Annotated in this window: 19 protein-coding genes; 1 reads left to right on the forward strand and 18 read right to left on the reverse strand. The window is 69.0% G+C overall.

Going from position 1 to position 20030, the window contains the following annotated elements:
- Position 1: 1 nt before the first annotated feature.
- From HYZ11_15970 to murJ, 9 genes are all read right to left on the reverse strand, one after another.
- Positions 2-619: a DUF4390 domain-containing protein gene (locus HYZ11_15970; GenBank protein MBI3129103.1), complete on the reverse strand. Its 618-nt coding sequence runs from the start codon at positions 617-619 to the stop codon at positions 2-4.
- A gap of 27 nt (positions 620-646) precedes the next feature.
- Positions 647-3364 carry a DNA mismatch repair protein MutS gene (mutS, locus tag HYZ11_15975; protein ID MBI3129104.1) on the reverse strand — a complete coding sequence of 906 codons (2718 nt, stop codon included), beginning with the start codon at positions 3362-3364 and terminating at the stop codon, positions 647-649.
- The gene (locus tag HYZ11_15980; protein ID MBI3129105.1) at positions 3348-3755 is read right to left on the reverse strand and encodes a DUF1049 domain-containing protein; all 408 of its coding nucleotides are present in this window, start codon (positions 3753-3755) and stop codon (positions 3348-3350) included. The genes mutS and HYZ11_15980 overlap by 17 nt, the downstream gene beginning before the upstream one ends.
- Positions 3756-3758: 3 nt before the next feature.
- Positions 3759-4262 carry an HIT domain-containing protein gene (locus tag HYZ11_15985; protein ID MBI3129106.1) on the reverse strand — a complete coding sequence of 168 codons (504 nt, stop codon included), beginning with the start codon at positions 4260-4262 and terminating at the stop codon, positions 3759-3761.
- 4 nt (positions 4263-4266) lie between these two features.
- Positions 4267-4686 carry an rRNA maturation RNase YbeY gene (ybeY, locus tag HYZ11_15990; protein MBI3129107.1) on the reverse strand — a complete coding sequence of 140 codons (420 nt, stop codon included), beginning with the start codon at positions 4684-4686 and terminating at the stop codon, positions 4267-4269.
- Positions 4628-7108 (reverse strand): HDIG domain-containing protein, encoded by a 2481-nt coding sequence (locus HYZ11_15995; protein ID MBI3129108.1) that lies wholly within the window; start codon positions 7106-7108, stop codon positions 4628-4630. The genes ybeY and HYZ11_15995 overlap by 59 nt, the downstream gene beginning before the upstream one ends.
- 54 nt (positions 7109-7162) lie before the next feature.
- Complete coding sequence (locus HYZ11_16000; protein ID MBI3129109.1) at positions 7163-8119, reverse strand: PhoH family protein; 957 nt, start codon at positions 8117-8119, stop codon at positions 7163-7165.
- Positions 8120-8229: 110 nt separating this feature from the next.
- Positions 8230-9108 carry a site-specific tyrosine recombinase XerD gene (xerD, locus tag HYZ11_16005; protein MBI3129110.1) on the reverse strand — a complete coding sequence of 293 codons (879 nt, stop codon included), beginning with the start codon at positions 9106-9108 and terminating at the stop codon, positions 8230-8232.
- 53 nt (positions 9109-9161) lie between these two features.
- Complete coding sequence (gene murJ, locus HYZ11_16010) at positions 9162-10808, reverse strand: murein biosynthesis integral membrane protein MurJ (protein MBI3129111.1); 1647 nt, start codon at positions 10806-10808, stop codon at positions 9162-9164.
- A gap of 126 nt (positions 10809-10934) precedes the next feature.
- Here murJ and rpsT point away from each other — a divergent pair, with 126 nt between their 5' ends.
- On the forward strand, positions 10935-11207 hold the full coding sequence (gene rpsT / locus HYZ11_16015; GenBank protein ID MBI3129112.1) for a 30S ribosomal protein S20: 273 nt from the start codon (positions 10935-10937) through the stop codon (positions 11205-11207).
- On the opposite strand, the gene holA is transcribed toward rpsT, so the two are convergent.
- Genes holA through HYZ11_16060 form a run of 9 tightly spaced genes read right to left on the reverse strand, consistent with a single transcriptional unit; the run spans position 11204 to position 19979 of the window.
- Complete coding sequence (gene holA / locus HYZ11_16020; protein ID MBI3129113.1) at positions 11204-12286, reverse strand: DNA polymerase III subunit delta; 1083 nt, start codon at positions 12284-12286, stop codon at positions 11204-11206. The two genes, rpsT and holA, sit on opposite strands and share 4 nt — an antisense overlap.
- Before the next feature lie 3 nt (positions 12287-12289).
- The gene (locus HYZ11_16025) at positions 12290-12817 is read right to left on the reverse strand and encodes a hypothetical protein (protein MBI3129114.1); all 528 of its coding nucleotides are present in this window, start codon (positions 12815-12817) and stop codon (positions 12290-12292) included.
- On the reverse strand, positions 12814-13317 hold the full coding sequence (locus HYZ11_16030) for a hypothetical protein (GenBank protein MBI3129115.1): 504 nt from the start codon (positions 13315-13317) through the stop codon (positions 12814-12816). Before HYZ11_16030 ends, HYZ11_16025 begins: the two co-directional genes overlap by 4 nt.
- A gap of 52 nt (positions 13318-13369) precedes the next feature.
- Complete coding sequence (gene nusB, locus HYZ11_16035; protein MBI3129116.1) at positions 13370-13780, reverse strand: transcription antitermination factor NusB; 411 nt, start codon at positions 13778-13780, stop codon at positions 13370-13372.
- A gap of 2 nt (positions 13781-13782) precedes the next feature.
- A complete protein-coding gene (locus HYZ11_16040) occupies positions 13783-14274 on the reverse strand; it encodes a 6,7-dimethyl-8-ribityllumazine synthase (GenBank protein ID MBI3129117.1) in 492 nt (163 codons plus the stop codon).
- Between the two features lie 27 nt (positions 14275-14301).
- Positions 14302-15507 (reverse strand): 3,4-dihydroxy-2-butanone-4-phosphate synthase, encoded by a 1206-nt coding sequence (ribB, locus tag HYZ11_16045; GenBank protein MBI3129118.1) that lies wholly within the window; start codon positions 15505-15507, stop codon positions 14302-14304.
- Complete coding sequence (locus HYZ11_16050; GenBank protein ID MBI3129119.1) at positions 15500-16153, reverse strand: riboflavin synthase; 654 nt, start codon at positions 16151-16153, stop codon at positions 15500-15502. The genes ribB and HYZ11_16050 overlap by 8 nt, the downstream gene beginning before the upstream one ends.
- Positions 16146-17267 carry a bifunctional diaminohydroxyphosphoribosylaminopyrimidine deaminase/5-amino-6-(5-phosphoribosylamino)uracil reductase RibD gene (gene ribD, locus HYZ11_16055; GenBank protein ID MBI3129120.1) on the reverse strand — a complete coding sequence of 374 codons (1122 nt, stop codon included), beginning with the start codon at positions 17265-17267 and terminating at the stop codon, positions 16146-16148. Before ribD ends, HYZ11_16050 begins: the two co-directional genes overlap by 8 nt.
- 60 nt (positions 17268-17327) lie before the next feature.
- Positions 17328-19979 carry a pyruvate, phosphate dikinase gene (locus HYZ11_16060; protein ID MBI3129121.1) on the reverse strand — a complete coding sequence of 884 codons (2652 nt, stop codon included), beginning with the start codon at positions 19977-19979 and terminating at the stop codon, positions 17328-17330.
- Positions 19980-20030 lie beyond the last annotated feature (51 nt).

Consider the following 20030-nt stretch of genomic DNA (forward strand, 5'->3'; position numbering starts at 1 on the left):
CTCACATCCCCCGGGGGCCGAAGGGTTGGGTGTAGGCCCACTCGGTCCGGTTGCCCATGAAGCTCAGGATGTAGCTGAAGGGGAAGCCGAAATCCACGGAGTTCACCCTGGCCCGTATGCGGATGTAGTACTGGCTCTGAAGGTCGAGGTCGCGGACGGGCGCCATGGAGAGGCCGTTGATCTCCCGCATCCAGTCGGCCATCTCCTCGCGGTTCTGCGTCACCCGCTGGATGGCCTCCTGGGGCTCCCGCTGGACCAGGAACGCATACGCTTTCTTGAGGGTGTCGTATTTCACCTGGTGGACCACCCGCCGGGCCGCGATTTCGCTGTCGTAGAAGAAGCGGCGGGTGCGGATCAGCCCCACCTCGAACGTGAAGCGGGTGGTGACTCCGCTCTGAACCGCCTCGAACAGCTCGGGAGAGGCGAAGGGGTCGTCCAGGGAGGCGAAGACCATGAGCTGGCCGCTTTTGTCGACGACGAGGAGGTCCCGTATCCGGAGCGTCTGCTGGGGGCCGGAGGCGGGAAGCGCGGGTGCCCCGGCGATGAGCGCCAGCAGCAGGACCATCGCTCCCGCCCACCAATGCCCGAAACCGCCGGAATTCATAAGCTTAGCGACCATTATTCCTCCCAGCCTTGAGCGGGGATTCTAGCCCAAGCCATCCGGATCCTCAATACGGCCGCTTTTGAGCAAGGATTTCAAGGAATATAGGGCGTCCAGGGCCTCCCGGGGCGTCATCCGATCGGGGAAAAGCTCCCTCAGGGCCTCCTCGGCCGGTGAGGGGGGACCGGCGAAGAGCGAGAGTTGCTCGCGCGCCCCCTTCCCCGCCCGCGGCGGTCTCCGGGGCACCCCGCGGGCCTCGGGGGCGGCCTCGAAGCCGGCCAGAAGCTCCCGCGCCCGGGCGATGACCTCGGGCGGCAGCCCCGCCAGGCGCCCCACGTGGATTCCGTAGCTGCGGTCGCAGCTCCCCTCGATGACCTTCCGGAGGAAGACCACCTCCTCCCCCCACTCCCGCACCTCGACCGTGAGGTTCCGCACCCGGGGGAGCACCTTCGCCAGCTCCGCCAGCTCGTGGTAGTGGGTGGCGAAGAGCGTCCGCGGCCGGCAGCGCTCGGAGTTGTGGAGGAACTCCACCACCGCCCAGGCGATGCTCACCCCGTCGTAGGTGCTCGTGCCCCGGCCGACCTCGTCCAGCACCACGAAGCTGCGCGGCGTGGCCTCCCGGAGGATGGCGGCCGTCTCCACCATTTCGACCATGAAGGTGCTCTGCCCGTCGAGCAGGCGGTCGTGCGCGCCCACCCGGGTGAAAACGCGGTCCACCCGCCCGATGCGCGCCGAGCGCGCGGGCACGAAGCTCCCCATCTGCGCCATCAGGACGATGAGGGCGCACTGGCGGAGGTAGGTGGATTTGCCCGACATGTTCGGCCCGGTGAGGATAAGCACCTGCCTCTCGCCGCCGATCTCCAGATCGTTCGGCACGAAGGAAGGAGAGGCCGCGTCGGCCTCTATGACCGGATGCCTCCCCTCCGCGATCTCGATGGCCTCGCCCTCATCCACGGCCGGCCGCACGTACCCCCGCCGGGCGGCCACCTCGGCCAGCGCGGCCAGGGCGTCCAGGCGGGCCACCCGATCCGCCGCCGCGAGGAGGCGCTTCGAGTCGGCCCCCACCCTCGCGCGCAGGCGCCCAAAGAGGAGGAACTCCAGCTCCTTCGCCTTCTCCTCGGCCCCGAGGACGTCCTCCTCGATCTTCTTGAGCTCGGGCGTGATGTAGCGCTCGGCCGAAACCAGGGTCTGCTTGCGCGTGTACTCGGGCGGCGCCTGGTCGGAGAAGCGCTTCGTCAGCTCGAGATAGAAGCCGAATACGCGGTTGAAGCCCACCTTGACCGGAAGGCCCGTGCGCTCCCGCTCCCGCGCCTCGTAGGCCGTGAGCCAGGACTTCCCTTCCCGCCCCGCGAGGCGAAGGCGGTCGAGCTCCGGGTCCACCCCGTCGCGGAACATCCCGCCGTCGCGGATGCCCGCGGGCGGGTCGTCCACGATGGCCCTCCGCAGCTCCCCCGCCAGCTCCTCGAGGGGGTCCCACCCTTCCGCGAGCTGGCGGAGCGCGGCGGCCCGGGTTTCCTCCAGGCGGGCGCCCAGCGAGGGCAGCGCCGCGAGCGAGGCGCCCAGGCCGCAGAGGTCGCGCGCGTTCGCCGTCTGGAGTCCCACCCGGCCCAGGATGCGCTCCAGGTCCTGCACCGACCGGAGGCTCTCCCGAAGGCCCAGGCGGAGGGAGGCATTCTCCACGAACTCCTCCACCGCGTCCGCCCGGTGCGCGACGGCCGCGGCCGACACCAGCGGCGCCAGCACCCATTTCTTGAGGAGACGCCCGCCCATGCCGGTGAGGGTCTCGTCGAGGAGGTGAAAGAGCGTTCCCTTTTTCCCCCCGTCGGCGGCCGAGCGCACGAGGTCGAGGTTCCGCTGCGTCGCCGCGTCCAGGACCATGACGTCCGCCAGCCGGCCGAAGGCGACCGGACGAAGGTGCGGCAGCCCTCCCGGCTGGTTCTCCCTCACGAACTCCAGGAGCGCCGCGGCCGCCCCCGCCGCCGCGGGGTGGGCCCGGGCGATCTCTCCCATCGAAGGCTCCTCCGGGAACTGACCGGCCAGCCGCTCCCCGGCCGTCCCCGGGGCGAAGGCCTGGGCGGAACGGGCCTCGACCCGCGCACTCATCTCCCGAAGGCGGGCCTGGGCGGGCGCGGGCATCGCCGCGCCCTGCGGGAGGAGGACCTCCCGGGGCCGGAGGCGCTCGAGCTCGCCCGCCAGGAGGGACTCCGGGCGGCTGCCCCCGATCTCCAAGGCGTGGAACTCTCCCGTCGTGATGTCGGCCCAGGCGAGGCCCCACCCCTCCTTCCCCGGGAGGAGCCCTGCGAGGTACTGGGACTCCTTGCTGTCCAGGAATCGCGGGTCGGCCACCGCCGTTCCCGGGGTGAGGACGCGCACCACTTCGCGGCGGACGACCCCCTTCGCCTCGGCCGGATTCCCGATCTGATCGCAGATGGCCACCTTGTACCCTGCCTCGAGGAGCCGGGCGCAGTAAGGGGCGTAGGCGTGGATGGGGACGCCGCACATGGGGATGGGGCCATCGGCGTCGCTCTGGCGGGACGTAAGGGCCAGCTCGAGCGCCTTGGCGGCCTGCCGGGCGTCCTCGTAGAACATCTCGTAGAAATCGCCCATCTGGAAGAAGAGAAGCGCGTCCGGGTGGCGCGCCTTCATCTCCAGGTACTGGCGCATGGCGGGGGTGGACTTCTCCGGGGCCGTCCATGCCCCGGCGGGGGCGCGGTCATCGGCGGAGGGAGGGGCGCCGGCTTCGGCCCTAGGCGTTCGGGCCATCCTTGCCTTCCTCTCGATCGGGGCGCGCGGCCGCGCCGGCCGGGGGCGGAAGGGCGGGGTATGTCTCCTGGGGCTTCTGATCTCCGGGGTGCTCGTTCGACGCGGCGAGGAGGCGGCCGCTCTGCTCCCGGACCCGCTCCATTTCCCGCTCGACCTCCCGCACCTGGCGGCGGAGCGCCCGCTGCGCGCGGCGGTAGCGCATGCGGTCGAAGAGCCCGCCCAGCCAGGCGATGAGGAAGCCCGCGGTGAAGACGGCGAGGAGGAGATAAAAGAGCCGCAGGCTGAGCGTGCCCCAGTAATAATCAATCGTAACCACTTCCATGTTCACGGCCCCGAAGCTCGCCACGGCGAGGGCGCCGGCGAGCCCGAGGAGAAAGCGCAGGTTCCCCATGAGTCAGCCCCTGGAATCGAACGCCGGGCGGAGCGTCTCGTAGGTGCGGCTCAAGTCCTCCGGAATGACCCGGACGCCGCCCAGGACGGTCATCATGTTGTGGTCCCCTTCCCAGCGGGGGACGACGTGCAGGTGTACGTGCTCCTCGATTCCCGCCCCGGCGGCTTTCCCCAGATTGAACCCCACGTTGAAGCCGTGGGCGTTCATCCGCTGGCGGAGGACGGCCACGCACCGCTGGGCCAGGAGAATCATCTCCGACGCCTCCCCCGGGAGCAGCGAGGTGAAGTCCGGCGTGTGGCGGAACGGCACCACCATCAGATGGCCGTTCGAGTACGGATACTTGTTCATGATGACGTAGGCGCCCGGCGTCCGGTGGAGAATGAGATTCCCGGGCCCGTCGGCGGCCCCTGGCAGGGCGCAGAAGATGCAGCCGGCGCTGTCGCCTTCGCCGGCGGAAGCACCCTTTACCACGAAATCCCGCCGCCAGGGCGCCCACAGGCGCTCCATGCGCTCACCTCCGTCGCCGGTGCTCTCCACGCCGCATTTTTTCGAGAATCCCGCCGAGTTCCCTCTCCTTCCGGCGCATCCGGCCCGCCTCACGGGGGGCATGGTGGTCGTGCCCCTTGAGGTGAAGGATGCCATGGATCAGGAGCCGATCAATCGCCTCGGCGAGCGACTCCCCTTCCTCCGCGGCCTGCCGGGCGGCTTCATCGGCCGAGATGACCACGTCGCCCAGGTAGGGGCCCTCGTCCCCGCCTCCGGCGGGAGTGGGGAGAGGAAAGGAAAGGACGTCGGTGGTTTCATCGAGGCCGCGGAAGCGCCGGTTTAGCGGGCGCATCGCCCGGTCGCTGATCAGGACGACGCTTACCGACTCATGCTCCGAGCGGAGGCTTGAGAGGATTGCTTCCGCCCGCCGCCGCAGAGCCGGCAAGGCGACCCTGACCCGCTTTTGCCGGTTTTGGATAGACACCGCCATTCGGGGCTCCCTTCTTCTCCGGGGCGGGCTGCCCCGGATAGGTTACCCGGTGATGGTGGATTCCGGCCAGCACCCGGAGGAAGGCCGCCTGGATCCGTCCCAGATCCTTGAGCGTCAGGTTGCACCCGTCGAGCTGCCCGTCGGCGAAGGCGGTCTGGATGGCGCGCTCCACCAGGGCGGCGAGGCGCCCCGGCGAGGAGTCGGGCAGCGCGCGGGAGGAGGCTTCGACGATGTCGGCGAGCATGAGGATGCCCGTCTCCCGCGTCTGGGGCTTGGGCCCCGGGTAGCAGAAGGCCTCCTCGCGCGGCTCGTCCCCGCTCTTGGCGCCCTTCGCCTTCTCGTAGAAATAGCGGATGAGCGAGGTGCCGTGGTGCTGGGCGATCATGTCGATGATTTCCTGGGGCAGCTTGTGCTCCCGCGCCAGTTCGACGCCCTCCTTGACGTGGCTGATGAGGATGAGGGCGCTCATGTTGGGGCTCAGGCGGTCGTGCCGGTTCTCCCGGCCCTGGTTCTCGATGAAGTATTCGGGCTTGAAGATCTTGCCGATGTCGTGGAAGTAGGCGCCCACGCGCGAGAGCAGCGGGTGGGCGTTGATGGCCTCGGCGGCCTCCTCGGCGAGGTTCCCGACGATGAGGCTGTGATGGTAGGTGCCGGGCGCCCGGACCACCAGCTGGCGGAGCACGGGATGGTTCTGGTCCGTCAGTTCGAGGAGCCGCATGTCGGTGGTCAGCTTGAAGACGGATTCCAGCAGGGGCATGGCCGCCGACACCACGATGACGTTCGCCATCCCGCCCGCGAACGCCAGGGGGACGGCCATCCATCGCATCACCGCGACGGAAATGCCTTCCTGCATGCTGAAGCCCAGGGCGAGCGCCGCGTTGATGAGCCCGATCGACATGCAGGCGAGGAGGATCGAGGAGCGCTGGCGGTAGTGCTTCCACTGAATGGCGGAGTATACCCCGCCCGCGAGGGCCATCAGGCTGAACTGGACGCTCCCGGGGATGAGCAGCGCGGTCAGGCCGGCCGTCACGACGGCCATCATCACGGCGGCCGAGCGGCCCAACAGGAGGGCGGCCAGCATGGGGGCCGAGGCGAAGGGGATGATGAAATGGAACGAGTGCAGCGCCACCTGCCGATAGGCCTCGTGGAGGGTGAGGGCCACCAGGAGACCCAGCTTGACCAGCAGCGCCTGGGACATGAGGAGAATCACGAATAGCACGAGCGGCTTGGGCCCCCGCAGGATGCTCAGCAGGTAGCGCTTCGCGCAGACCCAGGCGAGCGAGAGGAGGAGGAAGGAGACGATCGCCGTCCCCAGCATGTTGTCCACGACGTGGCGCTGGCGGTCGGTCTTGTCGAGGCTCTTCAGCTTGATGACATGGTTTTCGGTGATGCGTTCGCCTTCGCGGACGATCATCTCCCCTTCCTTGAGGAGCTGGGTCACGGGCTGGATTTTGGCGGCTTCCTCCTGCTGCGCCTCGACCGTCGCCCGGCTGTTGAAGGTCAAGTTGGGCCGCGTGACCTTGGCGGCCAGCGCGATGAGGTGCTCCCGTAAGGGAGGAGACGTCCGGAGGTCGAGCCGCCCGGCCCGCTGCTTCAGAAAGCCCTCGACCGCGCGTAGCTCGATGGGCACGATCGAGGCGTCCAGATTGACACGCCTGCCCGAGCGGATGTCGCGGACCATGATACCCTTGGCGATGTGCGTCCCATAGAGTTGCTTGTCGCTCACGATGACGGCCGCGAGGGCGGTCCGGAAGAGCTTGCTCAGGTCCTGGCGTATCCAGATTTCGTAGCGGTTCTCGCGGAACCATTCGCGTATCCGGGGCGTCACGGCCCCCTCGAAGGCGCGCTCGAAGGCTTCCTCCGCGCCGCGGAAGATGGGCGACTTGAAGACCCCTTCCAGCACGAGGGTTTCGGAAATCACGTCAGGGGCCTTGCCGGCCTCGGCCAGCAGCGTGTTGCGGACGACGTCGCTCTGCGCCCGCAGCGTCTTCTGGACCGTGTCGAAGACACTGCGGATCCTGGCTTCGATCTCGTCGTCGAGCTTCGTGTCCAGGTCATAGTGCGGGAGGACCTTTTCGCGCGCCTCCTGGCGGAGGATCTCGGTCGCCGCCGGATCCTGAACGTACATGTCCTCGGGTGCCTTGATGTCCCGGCGGACGATGTCCCCAACCCGGTAGCTGACGGAGGTGGAGTAGAGGCCCGTCGTCGTGACGAGCGCGATGAAGAGGCTCAGCGCGGCTCCCATCACCCATGGGAAGTAGGCGCCGCCCACCATGGCCCGCTGAGAGGGCTTCCGGGCCCCGCCGCGGGGCTGGAGCCGGCGCGGAAAGCCGTTCTTGGCTTTGCCGGACGCTTTCTGGGTGCCGGTTCGCGTCATCAGGAAGTTATCCTCGAGAGGCCCCTAAGCTGCGCGTACGGCCGGCGGAGGGAGTCAGACCCGGGTCGCTTCATAGGCGGAGACGATTTTTCGGACCAGCGGGGTTCGGACGACGTCCCGCTCCGTAAAGAAGATGAACCGCACCTCTTCGAGATGGGTCAGCACCTTATGGACGTGAATGAGGCCGCATCCCGCCGATTCCGGCAGATCGATCTGGGTAATATCCCCTGTGACGATGGCTTTGCTGCCCGTCCCCAGGCGAGTCAAGAACATCTTCATCTGCTCCGGGGTCGTGTTCTGCGCCTCATCCAAGATGATGAACGAGTCGTTCAGCGAGCGCCCGCGCATGTAGGCCAGGGGCGCGACCTCGATCTCTCCCCGCTGGATGAGGCGCTCGGCCCGCTCGAACTCCACCATGTCGTTCAACGCGTCGAAGAGAGGGCGGAGGTAGGGGTTCACCTTCTCCTGGAGGTCGCCGGGCAGAAAGCCGAGCTTCTCCCCCGCCTCCACCACCGGACGGGTGAGGACGATGCGCGAATAGGCTTTCTGGAGCAGGCCGGACACGGCCGCCGCCATGGCGAGATAGGTTTTCCCGGTTCCGGCGGGGCCGATGCCGAAAACCACGTCGCACTGGCGGATGGCCTCCAGGTAGTCCCGCTGCACCGGGCTCTTCGGGATGATGTAGCGCCGCTTCGATGAAACCGAGATACGCCCGGCCGCCAGGTCGCGCAGGGTGAGGCCCGGCTCGCCCACCACCGCCCGCACCAGGGTCGCCACTTCGGAGGGATCGAACCGCACCCCTTCCTCTAGGCAGGCCTGCAGGTCGTCCAGGAAGCGCAGGGCCGCATCCACGGGGGCGGACTCGCCCTCCGCCGAGAAGCCTTCGGAGGTGACGCGAATCTTCACCCCGAATGCCTTCTCCACCGCCCGGAGGGATTCATCCCGGTTTCCGATGATGTGGATGAGCCGATCAGGCCCTGCTAGAGGGGAAGCGGATGTCCGGATGGCCAAAAGGTCTCTGCTCCTCGCGCGGTGACGTACGTCACACCGGGGCGGATCGTACGCTGGCCGTCAGGGGGCGTCAATAGGTTGAAGTTCCCCAGTTTCGTAAAAAATACGCCTCAATTTCGAGGGTGGAACCGATCCAAGGTGTCCCGGAGGGCGTCCCGGTCCACCTGGGTGTAGATCTCGGTCGTCGAAATATCGGCGTGGCCCAGAAGGGCCTGGACCGCCCGGAGGTCCGCCCCCCGCCGCAGAAGATGGGTCGCGAAGCTGTGCCGCAGCATGTGTGGGCTCACTTCCTTTTGAATATCAGCGGCTTTCGCCCAAAGCTTCAACCGGACCCAGAAGGCCTGCCGGGTCATCGGCCCGCCCCGGCGGGTCAAGAAAAGATGCTCCGACAGCCTCCCCCGCCGGAACGCGGGCCGGACCTCATCAAGGTAGTCCGCCAGCCGGCGGCGGGCCACATCGCCCAAAGGCACCAGGCGAGTCTTATCCCCTTTCCCGTGAATGAGGCAGAACCCCGCGTCGAGCCGGACCTGGCCCAGGCCCAGCCCCACCAGCTCGCTCACCCGCAGGCCCGTCGCGTAGAGGAGCTCCAGCATCGCACCGTCCCGCTGTCCCTCGAGGGTTTTCTCATCCGGGGCGGCCAGGAGGCGGTCCACCTCGTCGTCCGTTAAAGTTTTCGGCAGGCGCTTCCAGGCGGCGGACTGAGCCATGTCGGCCGTGAAGTTCGTCTTCACCCGCTCTTCCTGCACCAAGAAGCGCGCGAAGGCCCGCAGTGTCGAGAGGTGCCGGCGCAGGGTTCGATCGGACTTTCCCAGCCGGCGCTGGGCGCCCAGGTAGGCGGCCACGGCCGGCCGGTCCCAGGCCAGAGGGTTTCCCGCCCCCGTCTCCTGGGCCCAGGCGAGGAAGGAGCGCACGTCGAAGGCGTAGCTCTCCACCGTCAGAGGGGCGAGGCGGCGCTCCACCGCAAGGAAGTCCTCGAAGGAGCGCAGCAACTCCCCGAGCTCCGGCGCAAGGCTCCTCCTGGGCTGCGCGGGGGATTTGGGCTTCACGCGCCGGACGATGTCGAGGCCCTCCTTCTCCCCAGGCGCAAGAGCCCCCGCCAAGGGACCCTTCCTTCCGGGGCGAACGCGTCGCACAGCCAGGCATAGATCGCCACCGCGGCGGACAGGATCCCGAGCAGGGTCAGCGCCCGCACCAGGAACGAGGCCTGGGCGGGCCAGAGCAGGATGACCGCCAGCCAGGCCGCCGCTCCGATGCCGGCGGAGATGGGCAAAAGCTGCCGGACCGCCCGCCCCAGTTCCTCGCCGGGCCATTCGCCTCCCGCGCCCCGCAAGCCCCGGACCAGCATGGCCGCGTTCAGGGCGCTCGAGAACGTCGTCCCGAGGGCCAAGCCCACGAACCCAAGGGGGAACATCAGGAGGAGGCTGAGGAGGATGTTGGCCGCTACGGCGGCATAGGCGCACCGCATGGGGTAGCGCGTGTCGAGCCGGGTGTGGAAGGCGGCGGACAGGAGGCGGACGAACCCGAAGAACACAAGCCCCAGGGCATAGGCGCGCAGGGCGGCGGCGCTGGCCGCCGTCTGCTCGGGCCCGAAGGCCCCGCGCTGAAAAAGCACTTCCATGATGGGATAGGCCAGCGCCAGGAGGCCGAACGTCGCGGGAAGGGTGATGTAGAGGGTCAGCTTCCCGGACTCGGCGAGGATGCGGCGCCAGCCCTCCCCCGCCCCTTCCTGGTTGCGCCTTCCCTCGGCGGCCCGCTCCGAGAGGACCGGGAAGGCCGCGGCCATCACCGCCAGGCTCAGGATGCCATGGGGGAACTGCACCAGCCGGTTCGCGTAGTAGAGATACGAAATGGCGCCCTCCTGCAGGAAGGAGGCCAGCCAGCGGTTCGCGAGGCTGTTCAGGTGCAGGATGGCCGCGGCGAAGGCCGCCGGCGCCATGAGCCGGAGGAACCGCATGACGCCGGGCGTCGCCCACGGCACGGCCGGGGCGGGCAAGACGCCCGCGCGCACCATGAGCGGAAGCTGGCAGAGGGCCTGGAGAATCCCCCCCGCCACCACGGCGGCGGCCAGCCAGTAGACGGCATCCTCCCCGGCGCCGAGCCATCCCGCCGCGAGGAGGGCCGCGATCATTACGACGTTCTGGATCGCCGGGGTCGCGGCGGGCACGAAGAACCGCCGGGCCGCGTTCAGGAGGCCCGCCGCGATGGCCCACAGGCCGATGAAGAACAAGAAGGGGAACATGATGCGCGTCAGGCGGACGGCCAGGGCGAATTTCTCCGGATGGCCCCTGAAGCCCGAGGCCAGCACGCTGACGAGAAAGCCGCTGAAGATCACCCCGAGGAGGCACATCACGGCCAGGAACGCCCCGACCAGGATGGCCACCGCCCCCGAGAACCGCCGGGCGGCCTCCGGGCCCTCTTCTTTCCGGATCTCGGTGTAAATGGGGATGAGGGAGGAGTTCAGCGCCCCTTCCATGAACAGGTTGCGGAAGAGGGCCGGGATGGCGAAAGCTACGAAAAAGGCGTCCGCCGCGAGGCCGGCCCCGAGGGCGCGGGCGATGAGGATGTCCCGGACGAATCCCGCGATCCGGCTGATGAGGGTGGCCGCGCCGATGGTCCCGGCGGAGCGGGAGATTCCCTCCCGTCTCGGTGGGGGCGGCGATATGGGCGGCGAATCCGGCTCCAGAGCCACACACCTGGTTCCACGGGCGGGAATAGGCGGCCGGCTTGACAAGGCTCAGACGCGTGCTATTTTAGCCCGCCGTTGGCGGCATCTCAAGCAAGCCGCGTAAAAACCCGAAAAAGGAGCCGATACCAGGTGGCCACCACCCGATCCGCGAAAAAGCGTCACCGCCAGAGCCTGGCGCGCCGGGCCCGCAACCGCATCGTCCGTGGCCGCGTCCGCTCGGCGGTCAAGAACGTCACTGCGGCCATCGAGCAGAAGGGCAATGCCGCCGAGGCCCTGCGCGGCGCCCAGAAGCTCCTCGACAAGGCGGCCGCCCGCGGCGTCATCCACCGCAATAACGCCTCGCGGAAGGCTTCCCGCCTCGCCCGCCGCATCCACAAGGAAAGCGCGGCGAAAAAGGGCTAGCTCGGCCGGGCCCCTCCCGCCCCGGTCCGTTTCCTGCGCCCGAACCCTCCCGGGTCCTGGCCCATCTCCAGGATGAGCATTTCGAGCGCCTCCCGCCTGCGCCGGTCGTCTCCTGTGCGCTTGATCCGGCGGTCCACCTCGACCAGCTTGCCGTACAGTTCGCGCAGGAAGCGCCCACTCGCACCCCTGACCTCCTGCGCTAGCCGCTCGGCGGCGAAGGGGGGGATCTTCAGGACCGAGGCCACCTCCCGGGCGGGCCTCCCCTTCAGCGAGAGCGCCTTCGCCGAGAGCCAGCGGCGGAGCTGCGAGCGCAGCATGCCCACCAGCGCGTACTGGGATTCCGTCTCGCACAGGCGCCGGAGCATCACGAGCGCGCCGGCCGTGTCCCCCGCCGCGAGGGTATCGCCGAGCTTGAACATCGCGTCCACCCGCGAGCGTCCCACCACCTCCCGCACCTCTTCCTCTCCCGCCTCCCCTCCCGGGCCCACGTAGGTGGCGAGTTTCTCCAGCTCGGCCCGGAGGCGTCCCAGGGAGCGCTCCACCATTTCCACCAGCAAGTTCGCCGCCTCCAGCCGGAGGGTGATGCCCAGCTCCGCCGCCTGGGCGCGGGCCCACTCGGGCAGCTCGCTCTCGGAAGGCGCCTCCAGGCGCACTTCCACGCCCGCCTGGGCGAGCTTGCGGAAGAAGGTGAAGCGCATATCCGCCTTGTCCGTGATGAACAGGAGGACGGCGGTCTCGGGCGGCCTCTCCACGAGCGGGAGGAGCACCCCCGCATCCTCTTCCTTCACCTGCTCGAAGCCCCGTACCTCGACGAGGCGCCGCTCGGCCATGAATGGGAGGGTCTGGGCGGCGGCGGCCACGTCGGCGGCCTTCGCCTCGGGCCAATGGAAGCGATCGTAGTTGAAGTCCGCCGCCTCCTTCGGGAGGACGGCCCGCCGGATGGCCTGCACGGCCTGGTCCCGCAGCAGCGCCTCGGGGCCGTGCAGCAAATAGAGCGGAGAGAGCTTCCCCTTCTTGAGGTCCGCGAGGAGGAGCCGGAGGCCGGCGCCGGAGGAGCCCGGGGAGCGGCGCGCGGCCATTAATTAGAAGCCTTCCAGGATAAGGCTGAGCAGGTCCTCGGCGAACTGAGTGGCGGCGGCGCCGATGGCTCCGGTCCGGGCCTGCTGGCTTCCGCCGATGGCGGCGGCGATGTCGTACTCCGCCTCGGAGTCGATTTCCTGGTTGAGGATGATGCGCCCCCGCTGGGTGTCCCGCAGCAGGACGCGCGTGCGGATGAGGATGCGGAAGCGCCGAACCTGATCCGCTCCGCTGAAGCCGATGGGGTCCAGCCGGTACTCGCTGACCGCCGCGTCCAGCACGAGATCCGCATCCGCCAAGTCCGCCAGCCGGAGCCGGCCGTCCAGGAGGAACCTCTGCCGCACGGAGTTCGTCAGGGTTACGTCGAGTTCGGGCTCGCGCGTGTAGTTCTGGATCAGGGGGATGGCGATGGAGCGGGCGTCGCCCAGCGAGGCCGGGCGCCGCGTTCCCTCCAGGGTATACCCGCAGCCGCCCAGAAACGCGAGAAGCGCCGCCAGGAGCATCCCCCTGCCGCCCACCCAAAAGCGCCTCATACCTCGACCTCCAGCGAAAGGCCCCGCCCCTCGGGGCGGCGGAAGACCGCACGCTCGCCCACGGCCACGAGCTCCAGGTAATGGGCGGGATTCGTCTCGCACATGGTCAGATTCAGGTCCACCGGCGAGGCCGAGAGCGCCCGCAGGGCGCCCTGGAAGGTCTCGGCCGCGATGGCGGAAAAGCCCGCCCCGCGCGTTTCCCTGCCCACGACGGTCATGGAGATGCTCCGGGCGGAAGTGCGGAGCAGCCGGTCCACGATTTTCTCTACCCTGAGGGAAAGGGCCGAGAGGGTCAATCCCTGCCCCGCCCCCAGCCCAGCGAACAGGACGTAGTCGGGTGCCAAACGGCCGCGCGTGGCGATGAGGGCTTGGGAGCTCCACCTGCCGCTCAGGCGACCCTCCTGGATCAAGCGGCTCGCTTCCCCGCCGAGAAGAACGTCCATGCGCTCGGCGAGGCCGCGCAGAGGGATCTCTTCCTGCGTGAAGGCGGAGACGGCCACGAAAACCGGGATCGTCTCTAACGGCCGGGGGGAGAGGCGGACGCGGATCACGTCACGCGAGGGTCTGTTCGCGCAGCAAGCGGTCCAGGACGGCGTTCACGAAGCCCGCGGAGGTTTCCGGGCCGTACTGCTTGGCCAAGTCCACGGCCTCGTCGATGGCCACCTGCGGGGGCGTCTCGGGAAAATAGAGGATTTCGCAGGCACCCAGGCGGAGGAGGCACCGCGTGACGGCGTCCATGCGGTGGAGGGTCCAGCGCTTGCTCAGGTCCGAGAGGATGCGGTCGATCTCCTGCCGGTTCTCCAGCAGCTTCCGGGCGAGCCGCTCCGCGAAATCCCGGTCATCCTCCCGGTCGGCGTTGAGCCGGAAGAAATTGGCCAGCTCCTCGTCCGGATTCCCCTCGACCCGGTCCAGGTGGTACAGCAGGTGGAAGGCCATCTCCCTGCCCGCTCTTCGGCCTCCCATGGCTATTTCCTTTGTCTCCGGCGGGCTTGTGTCTTGCGCATCTGCGCCGCGAGGGTGGCCATCTCGACGGCGGCCAGGGCGCCCTCGTAACCCTTGTTCCCCATCTTCGCGCCGCTGCGTTCGATGGCCTGCTCGACGTTCTCGGCCGTGATGATGGCGAAGATGGCTGGAACGCCCGTCTGGAGCGAAACCTGGGAGATACCCTTCGCTGCCTCGCCGCAGACCAAATCGTAATGGGTCGTTCCGCCTCGGATGACGCAGCCCAGGCAGACGACGGCGTCATAGGTCCCCGTCTCGGCGAGCTGCTTGGCCGCGGCGGGAATCTCCATGGCCCCGGGGACCCTCACCAGGTCCACCGCGCCTTCCTCCACTCCGCACTTCCGCAGCGCCTCCTGGGCGCCCTCGATGAGGTGCTTGACGATGAAGTCGTTGAAGCGCGAGGCGACGAGGGCGAACCTCAAGCCCCGGCCGTTGAAGTTCCCCTCGTACGTCATTCCCACGTCGCTTCTCCCTTTGGGTGGCTACGGACGCTGGAAGTAGGAATCGCCTCCGGTCCCTTTCCCAGAGCCCGGGAAGGGCGGCTCGACGCCCACCGGCACGCGGCCCTCGAGCTTCAGGCCGTAGCCGCCCAGCGCCACCAGGCGCCGCTCGTCGTTCGTGAGGACGCGGATGCGCTTGAGCCCGAGGTCCACCAGTATCTGCGCCCCGATGCCGTAGTCCCGGAAATCGGGCGGCACGGAAACCCGGCCGCCGTCCGCCCCGGCCGAGGGACGGGCGTCCTCCTCCGGGGAGGGCTCGGCCTGGAGGTAGACGAAGGCGCCCTTCCCCGCATCCCGTATGGCGGAGAGGGCGTTTCGCGTGCGGTCCGAGCAGTCCTTCCGCAGGAGCCCCAGCAGATCCCAAATCGCGTTGACGGGCTGCACCCGGATCAGCGTCGGCTCCTCGGCCCGCAGCTCGCCCATCGTCAGCGCCAGGTGGATGCGCCCCGTGGTGCGGTTGCGGTAGGCCACGGCGTGGAACCGCCCGTATTCGGTCTCGACCTCCGCCTCGTCCATCCGCTCCACCAGGCGCTCGTGCTGCATCCGGTAGGCGATGAGGTCCTTGATGGTGACCAGGCTCAGCCCGAGCCGGCGGGCCATCTTCGCCAGATCGGGCAGGCGCGCCATGGAGCCGTCGTCCTTCAGGACCTCGCAGAGCACTCCCGCGGGGTTGAGGCCGGCGAGGCGGGCGAGGTCCACCGCACCCTCGGTGTGGCCCGCCCGGCGCAGGACACCGCCCGGCTGGGAGCGGAGCGGGAAGATGTGGCCCGGCGTCACCAGGTCCGAAGGCTTCGCCCCGGGCCGGATGGCGGTCAGGACGGTGTGGGCGCGGTCGTGGGCGCTGATGCCGGTGGTCACCCCCTCGCGGGCCTCGATCGAGACGGTGAAGGCGGTCCCGAAGGGCGACCCGTTGCGGTAGCGGGGGACCATCATCGGGAGGTCGAGGGCCTCCACCTTCTCCGGGGTCAGAGCGAGGCAGACGAGGCCCCGGGCGTTCTTCGTCATGAAGTTGATGGCCTCGGGCGTCACCTTCTCGGCCGCAAGGATGAGGTCGCCCTCGTTCTCGCGGTCCTCGTCGTCCACGAGGATGACGATGCGCCCCTCGCGCATGTCCCCGATGGCCTCCTCGATGGCCGAAAAGACGCTTTCGTTTTCTTTCTCGGGCCGGACCGGTTGCGTTCTAGGCATAGCCGTGCGCTTTGAGAGCCTCCAGGGTGACGCCCCGGCCGGCCGCGCCGGGCTGGGCGTGCGGGGCGAGAAGTTTCTCCACGTACTTTCCGATCAAGTCGGCCTCGAGGTTGAGCGGAGCGCCGTCCGCCTTGGCCGCGAGCGTGGTGCGTTCGCTCGTGTGGGGGATGACGGCCACCGAGAAGGCGCCCATTTCCACCCCCGCCACCGTCAGGCTGATCCCGTCCACCGCGACCGAGCCCTTGAGCACCACGTAGCGCATCACCTCTTCCGGGGCCTCGACCGTGAGCCAGACCGAGTCCCCCTCGGCCCTCCGGCCCCGGAGCCTCCCCACCGCGTCCACATGGCCGGTGACGAGGTGGCCGCCCAGGCGGTCCCCTAGGGCCATGGCGCGCTCGAGGTTGCAGCCGTCCCCCATCCGGAGGGCGTCGAGATTGGTGCGGCGCAGGGTTTCGGGCGAGAGGTCCGCCTCGAAGCCTGAGGCGTCGAAGGCCACCACGGTCACACAGGCCCCGTTCACCGCGATGGAGTCGCCCAGCTTGGCCCCCGGAACGATGGAGGGGGCCTCGACTCCCAGGCGCGCCCCGCCCTCGCCCTTCCGCAGGGAGCGAACCCGGCCCACCGCCTCCACGATGCCGCTAAACATCCCCGTCTTCTCCGAAATCTGCCCAGACCGGCGGGGCGAGATAGCCCTCGACGAGCAGATCCTCTCCCAGCGCCTCGTGGCGCACGTAAGAGAGGCGAAGGGCCTGGCCCGGCGTGCGGGGAGCGAGACCCGCGACCGCTCCCCGCGCGCTCTCATCTCCCATGATAAGAGGGGCCAGGAAGAAAAGCACCTTATGGGCCAGCCCTTCCCGCAGAAAAGCCCCGTGGACGCGCCCCCCGCCCTCCACCAGGAGGTGGCGCACTCCCCGCTCCCCCAGTTCCCGGAGCAAGGGAGCGAGCGGCACCCGGCCCGCGCCGGAAGGCCCCAGCCGGAGGACCTCGGCCCCTTTCCGCCGGAGGAGCGCCTCCTTGTCGGCCGGGGCATCCCGGGTGGCGGCCAAAATTGTAGCAACCTCTCGATCCGGGGGCAATACTTTCGCCGTTTCAGGGGTTTTCAGCCGGGAATCTAGAATTACCCTGAGGATAGGCTTCCCCTCCCTCCCTTCCGGGCGGGAGGTGAGGAGGGGGTCGTCCCTGAGGACCGTCTCCACCCCGACGAGGATGGCATCCACCCGATCCCGGTAACCGTGCGCCCAGGCCCGCGCCTTCTCTCCCGTGAGCCAGCGGCTCGCCCCGGCGCGCGAGGCGATGCGCCCATCCAGGCTCGCCGCCGCCTTGAGGGTGACGAGGGGCCGCCCGTCGCGGTGCCAGGTGAAGAACCCCTCGTTCAGCCGCACCGCCTCCCGGGCCCGGAGACCCACCTCCACGCGGATGCCGGCATCCACCAGAATTTGAAAGCCCCGCCCCGCGGTGCGCGGATCGGGGTCCTGGACCGCGGCCACCACCCGGGTGACGCCCGCCCCCGCGACGGCGGGGGCGCAGGGGGGAGTGCGGCCCTGGTGGGCGCAAGGCTCAAGGGTGATGTAAAGGGTGCCGCCGCGGGCGCGCTCCCCCGCCTCCCGCAGTGCGACCGCCTCAGCGTGGGGAGCGCCCGCCCGCTCATGGAAGCCCTGCCCGGCCGGACGCCCGCCGGCGTCCAATACCACGGCGCCCACGGCGGGATTCGGGCTGGTGCGCCCGGCGCCCCGCGCGGCGAGGACCAGGGCCTCGCCCATCCAGCGGAGATCGCGTTCCCGTTGAGTCTCCACGCCGGCCCTAGCCCTCCGTCCGGAGGATCAATGGACCTCCACGCGCTGGTAGGCCCCGTGATCGATGGCGGCCTGGGCGGCGGCGAGGCGGGCGATGGGCGCCCGGTAGGGCGCGCAGGAGACATAGTCCATCTTCACCAGGTGGCAGAACTCCACCGAGGAAGGCTCGCCCCCGTGCTCGCCGCAGATGCCGATCTCGAGGCCGGATCGGCTCTTGCGCCCCCGCTCGAGCCCGATGCGGACCATCTCGCCCACCCCCTCGCGGTCGATGGCCACGAAGGGATCGCGCGGGATGAGGTTCTTCTCGATATATTCGGGGAGGAAGCGCCCCGCGTCGTCCCGGCTCAGGCCGTAGGTGAGCTGGGTGAGGTCGTTCGTGCCGAAGCTGAAGAACTCGGCCGTCTCGGCGATCTGGCCGGCCACCAGGCACGCGCGCGGGATCTCGATCATCGTCCCGATGAGGTAGCGCACCTGGACGCCCTTCTCCTGGATGACCTTCTCGGCCGTCTCCTGGACGAGCCTGCGGTTGTACTCCCACTCGGCGACGCCGGCGGTGAGCGGAATCATGATCTCCGGGAAGACGTTGACGCCCTTCTTCTTCATCTCGCAGGCGGCCTCGATGATGGCTCTCGCCTGCATCTCGGAGATCTCCGGAAAGGTGACCGCCAGGCGGCAGCCCCGGTGGCCGAGCATGGGGTTCTGTTCCTTGAGGACCTCGGCCGCGTGCGCGACCGCCTCGGCGCTCACCCCCAGCAGCTTGGAGACCTGCCTCATGTCCTGCTCGGTCTTGGGCAGGAACTCGTGCAGGGGCGGGTCCAGCAGGCGGATGGTGACGGGACGATCCTTCATCACGCCGAAGATGCCGAGGAAGTCCTCGCGCTGCATGGGGAGGAGCCGGGCGAGCGCCTTGCGGCGTCCCTCCTCGTTCTCGGCGAGGATCATGGCGCGCACCGAGTCGATGCGGTCGCCCTCGAAGAACATGTGCTCGGTGCGGCAGAGGCCGATGCCCTCGCAGCCGTACTTGACGGCGGCCTCGCTGTCCTTGACGGTGTCGGCGTTGGCCCGCACCCCCAGGGTGCGCACCTCGTCGGCCCAGGACATGAGGGTGGCGAAGTTCCCCGCCAGCTCGGGCGCCTTGAGCTTCGCCTGTCCGAGGATGACCTCGCCCGTGGTGCCGTTCAGGGAGATCCAGTCCCCCTCCTTGATCTCCAGGCCGCGCGCCCGGACCACCCTCTGGGCGGTGCGCACGTCCAGCTCGCCGCACCCGGTGACGCAGCACTTGCCCATCTGCCGGGCCACGACGGCGGCGTGGGAGGTGAGCCCGCCCCGCGCGGTCAGGATGCCCCGGGCCGCGTTCATGCCCTTGATGTCCTCCGGGCTCGTCTCGTTCCGCACGAGCACCACGGCATCCCCGGCCGCCGACCGCTTCACCGCGTCCTCGGCGGTGAAGACCACCTTCCCCACCGCCGCGCCGGGGGAGGCCCCGAGGCCCTTGGCGATGACATTGAGCTTCTGGGCGGGGTCGATGGAGGGGTGCAGGAGCTGATCGAGGCTGTCGGCGTCCACCTTCTTGAGGGCGCCTCGCTTGTCGAGGAGGCCCTCCTTCACAAGCTCGACTGCGATGCGAACGGCCGCGGGTGCGGTGCGCTTGCCGTTGCGCGTCTGGAGCATGAAGAGGCGGCCGTTCTGGATGGTGAACTCCATGTCCTGCATGTCCTTGTAGTGCTCCTCGAGCCGCCGGGCGATGGCCACGAACTCCTCGAAGCACTTGGGCATGCGGTCCTTGAGGGTGGCGATGGGCTCGGGGGTGCGGATGCCGGCCACCACGTCCTCCCCCTGGGCGTTGAAGAGGATCTCGCCGTAGAGGGCCTTCTCCCCCGTGGCGGGGTTGCGCGAGAAGGCCACGCCCGTTCCGCAGTCGTCCCCCATGTTGCCGAACACCATGCACTGCACGTTCACCGCGGTCCCCCAGGTGTGGGGGATGTTATAGAGGCGGCGGTAGGTGATGGCTCGCTCGTTGTTCCAGGATTTGAACACGGCCTCGACGGCGAGCTGGAGTTGCTCGTAGGGGTCCTGCGGGAAGCCGCGGCCCGTCTTCTCCTTGACCAGCGCCTCGTAGTCCTTCGCGAGCTGGGCCATGTCGTCGGCGGTGAGGTCCAGATCGGTCTTCGCCTTGCGGCGCTCCTTGAGGGCGTTCATCCGCTCCTCGAAGTCGTGGTGCTTCATCCCCAGGACCACGTTCCCGAACATGTTGATGAAGCGCCGGAAGCTGTCGTAGGCGAAGCGGCGGTTGCCCGTCTTCTTGGCGAGGGTCTCCACCGTCTTGTCGTTGGTTCCCAGGTTGAGGATGGTGTCCATCATGCCGGGCATCGAGGCCCGGGCGCCCGAGCGGACGCTCACGAGCAGCGGGTTCTCCCCGCCGCCGAACTGCGCGCCCATCGCTTTTTCCAGGCGGGCCATCTGGCGCTTCACCTCGTCCCACAGCCCGGCCGGCATGGCCTTGCTCTTGAGGTACTCCAGGCACATCTCGGTCGTGATGGTGAAACCCGGAGGGACGGGGATGCCCAGGCTGGCCATCTCGGCCAGGTTGGCCCCCTTGCCCCCGAGGAGATCGCGCAGGCCTGCGCCGCCGTCCGTGCGGTCCCCCCCGAAGGCGTAAACCATTTTCTTCTCGGCCATGAAACCATCCTCCTGGAGAAACCCCGAGGGATGAGGAATAAGCGGCGGTGA

Source organism: Candidatus Tectomicrobia bacterium (assembly GCA_016192135.1).
In the GTDB taxonomy this organism is placed as follows: Bacteria; UBA8248; UBA8248; order UBA8248; family UBA8248; genus 2-12-FULL-69-37.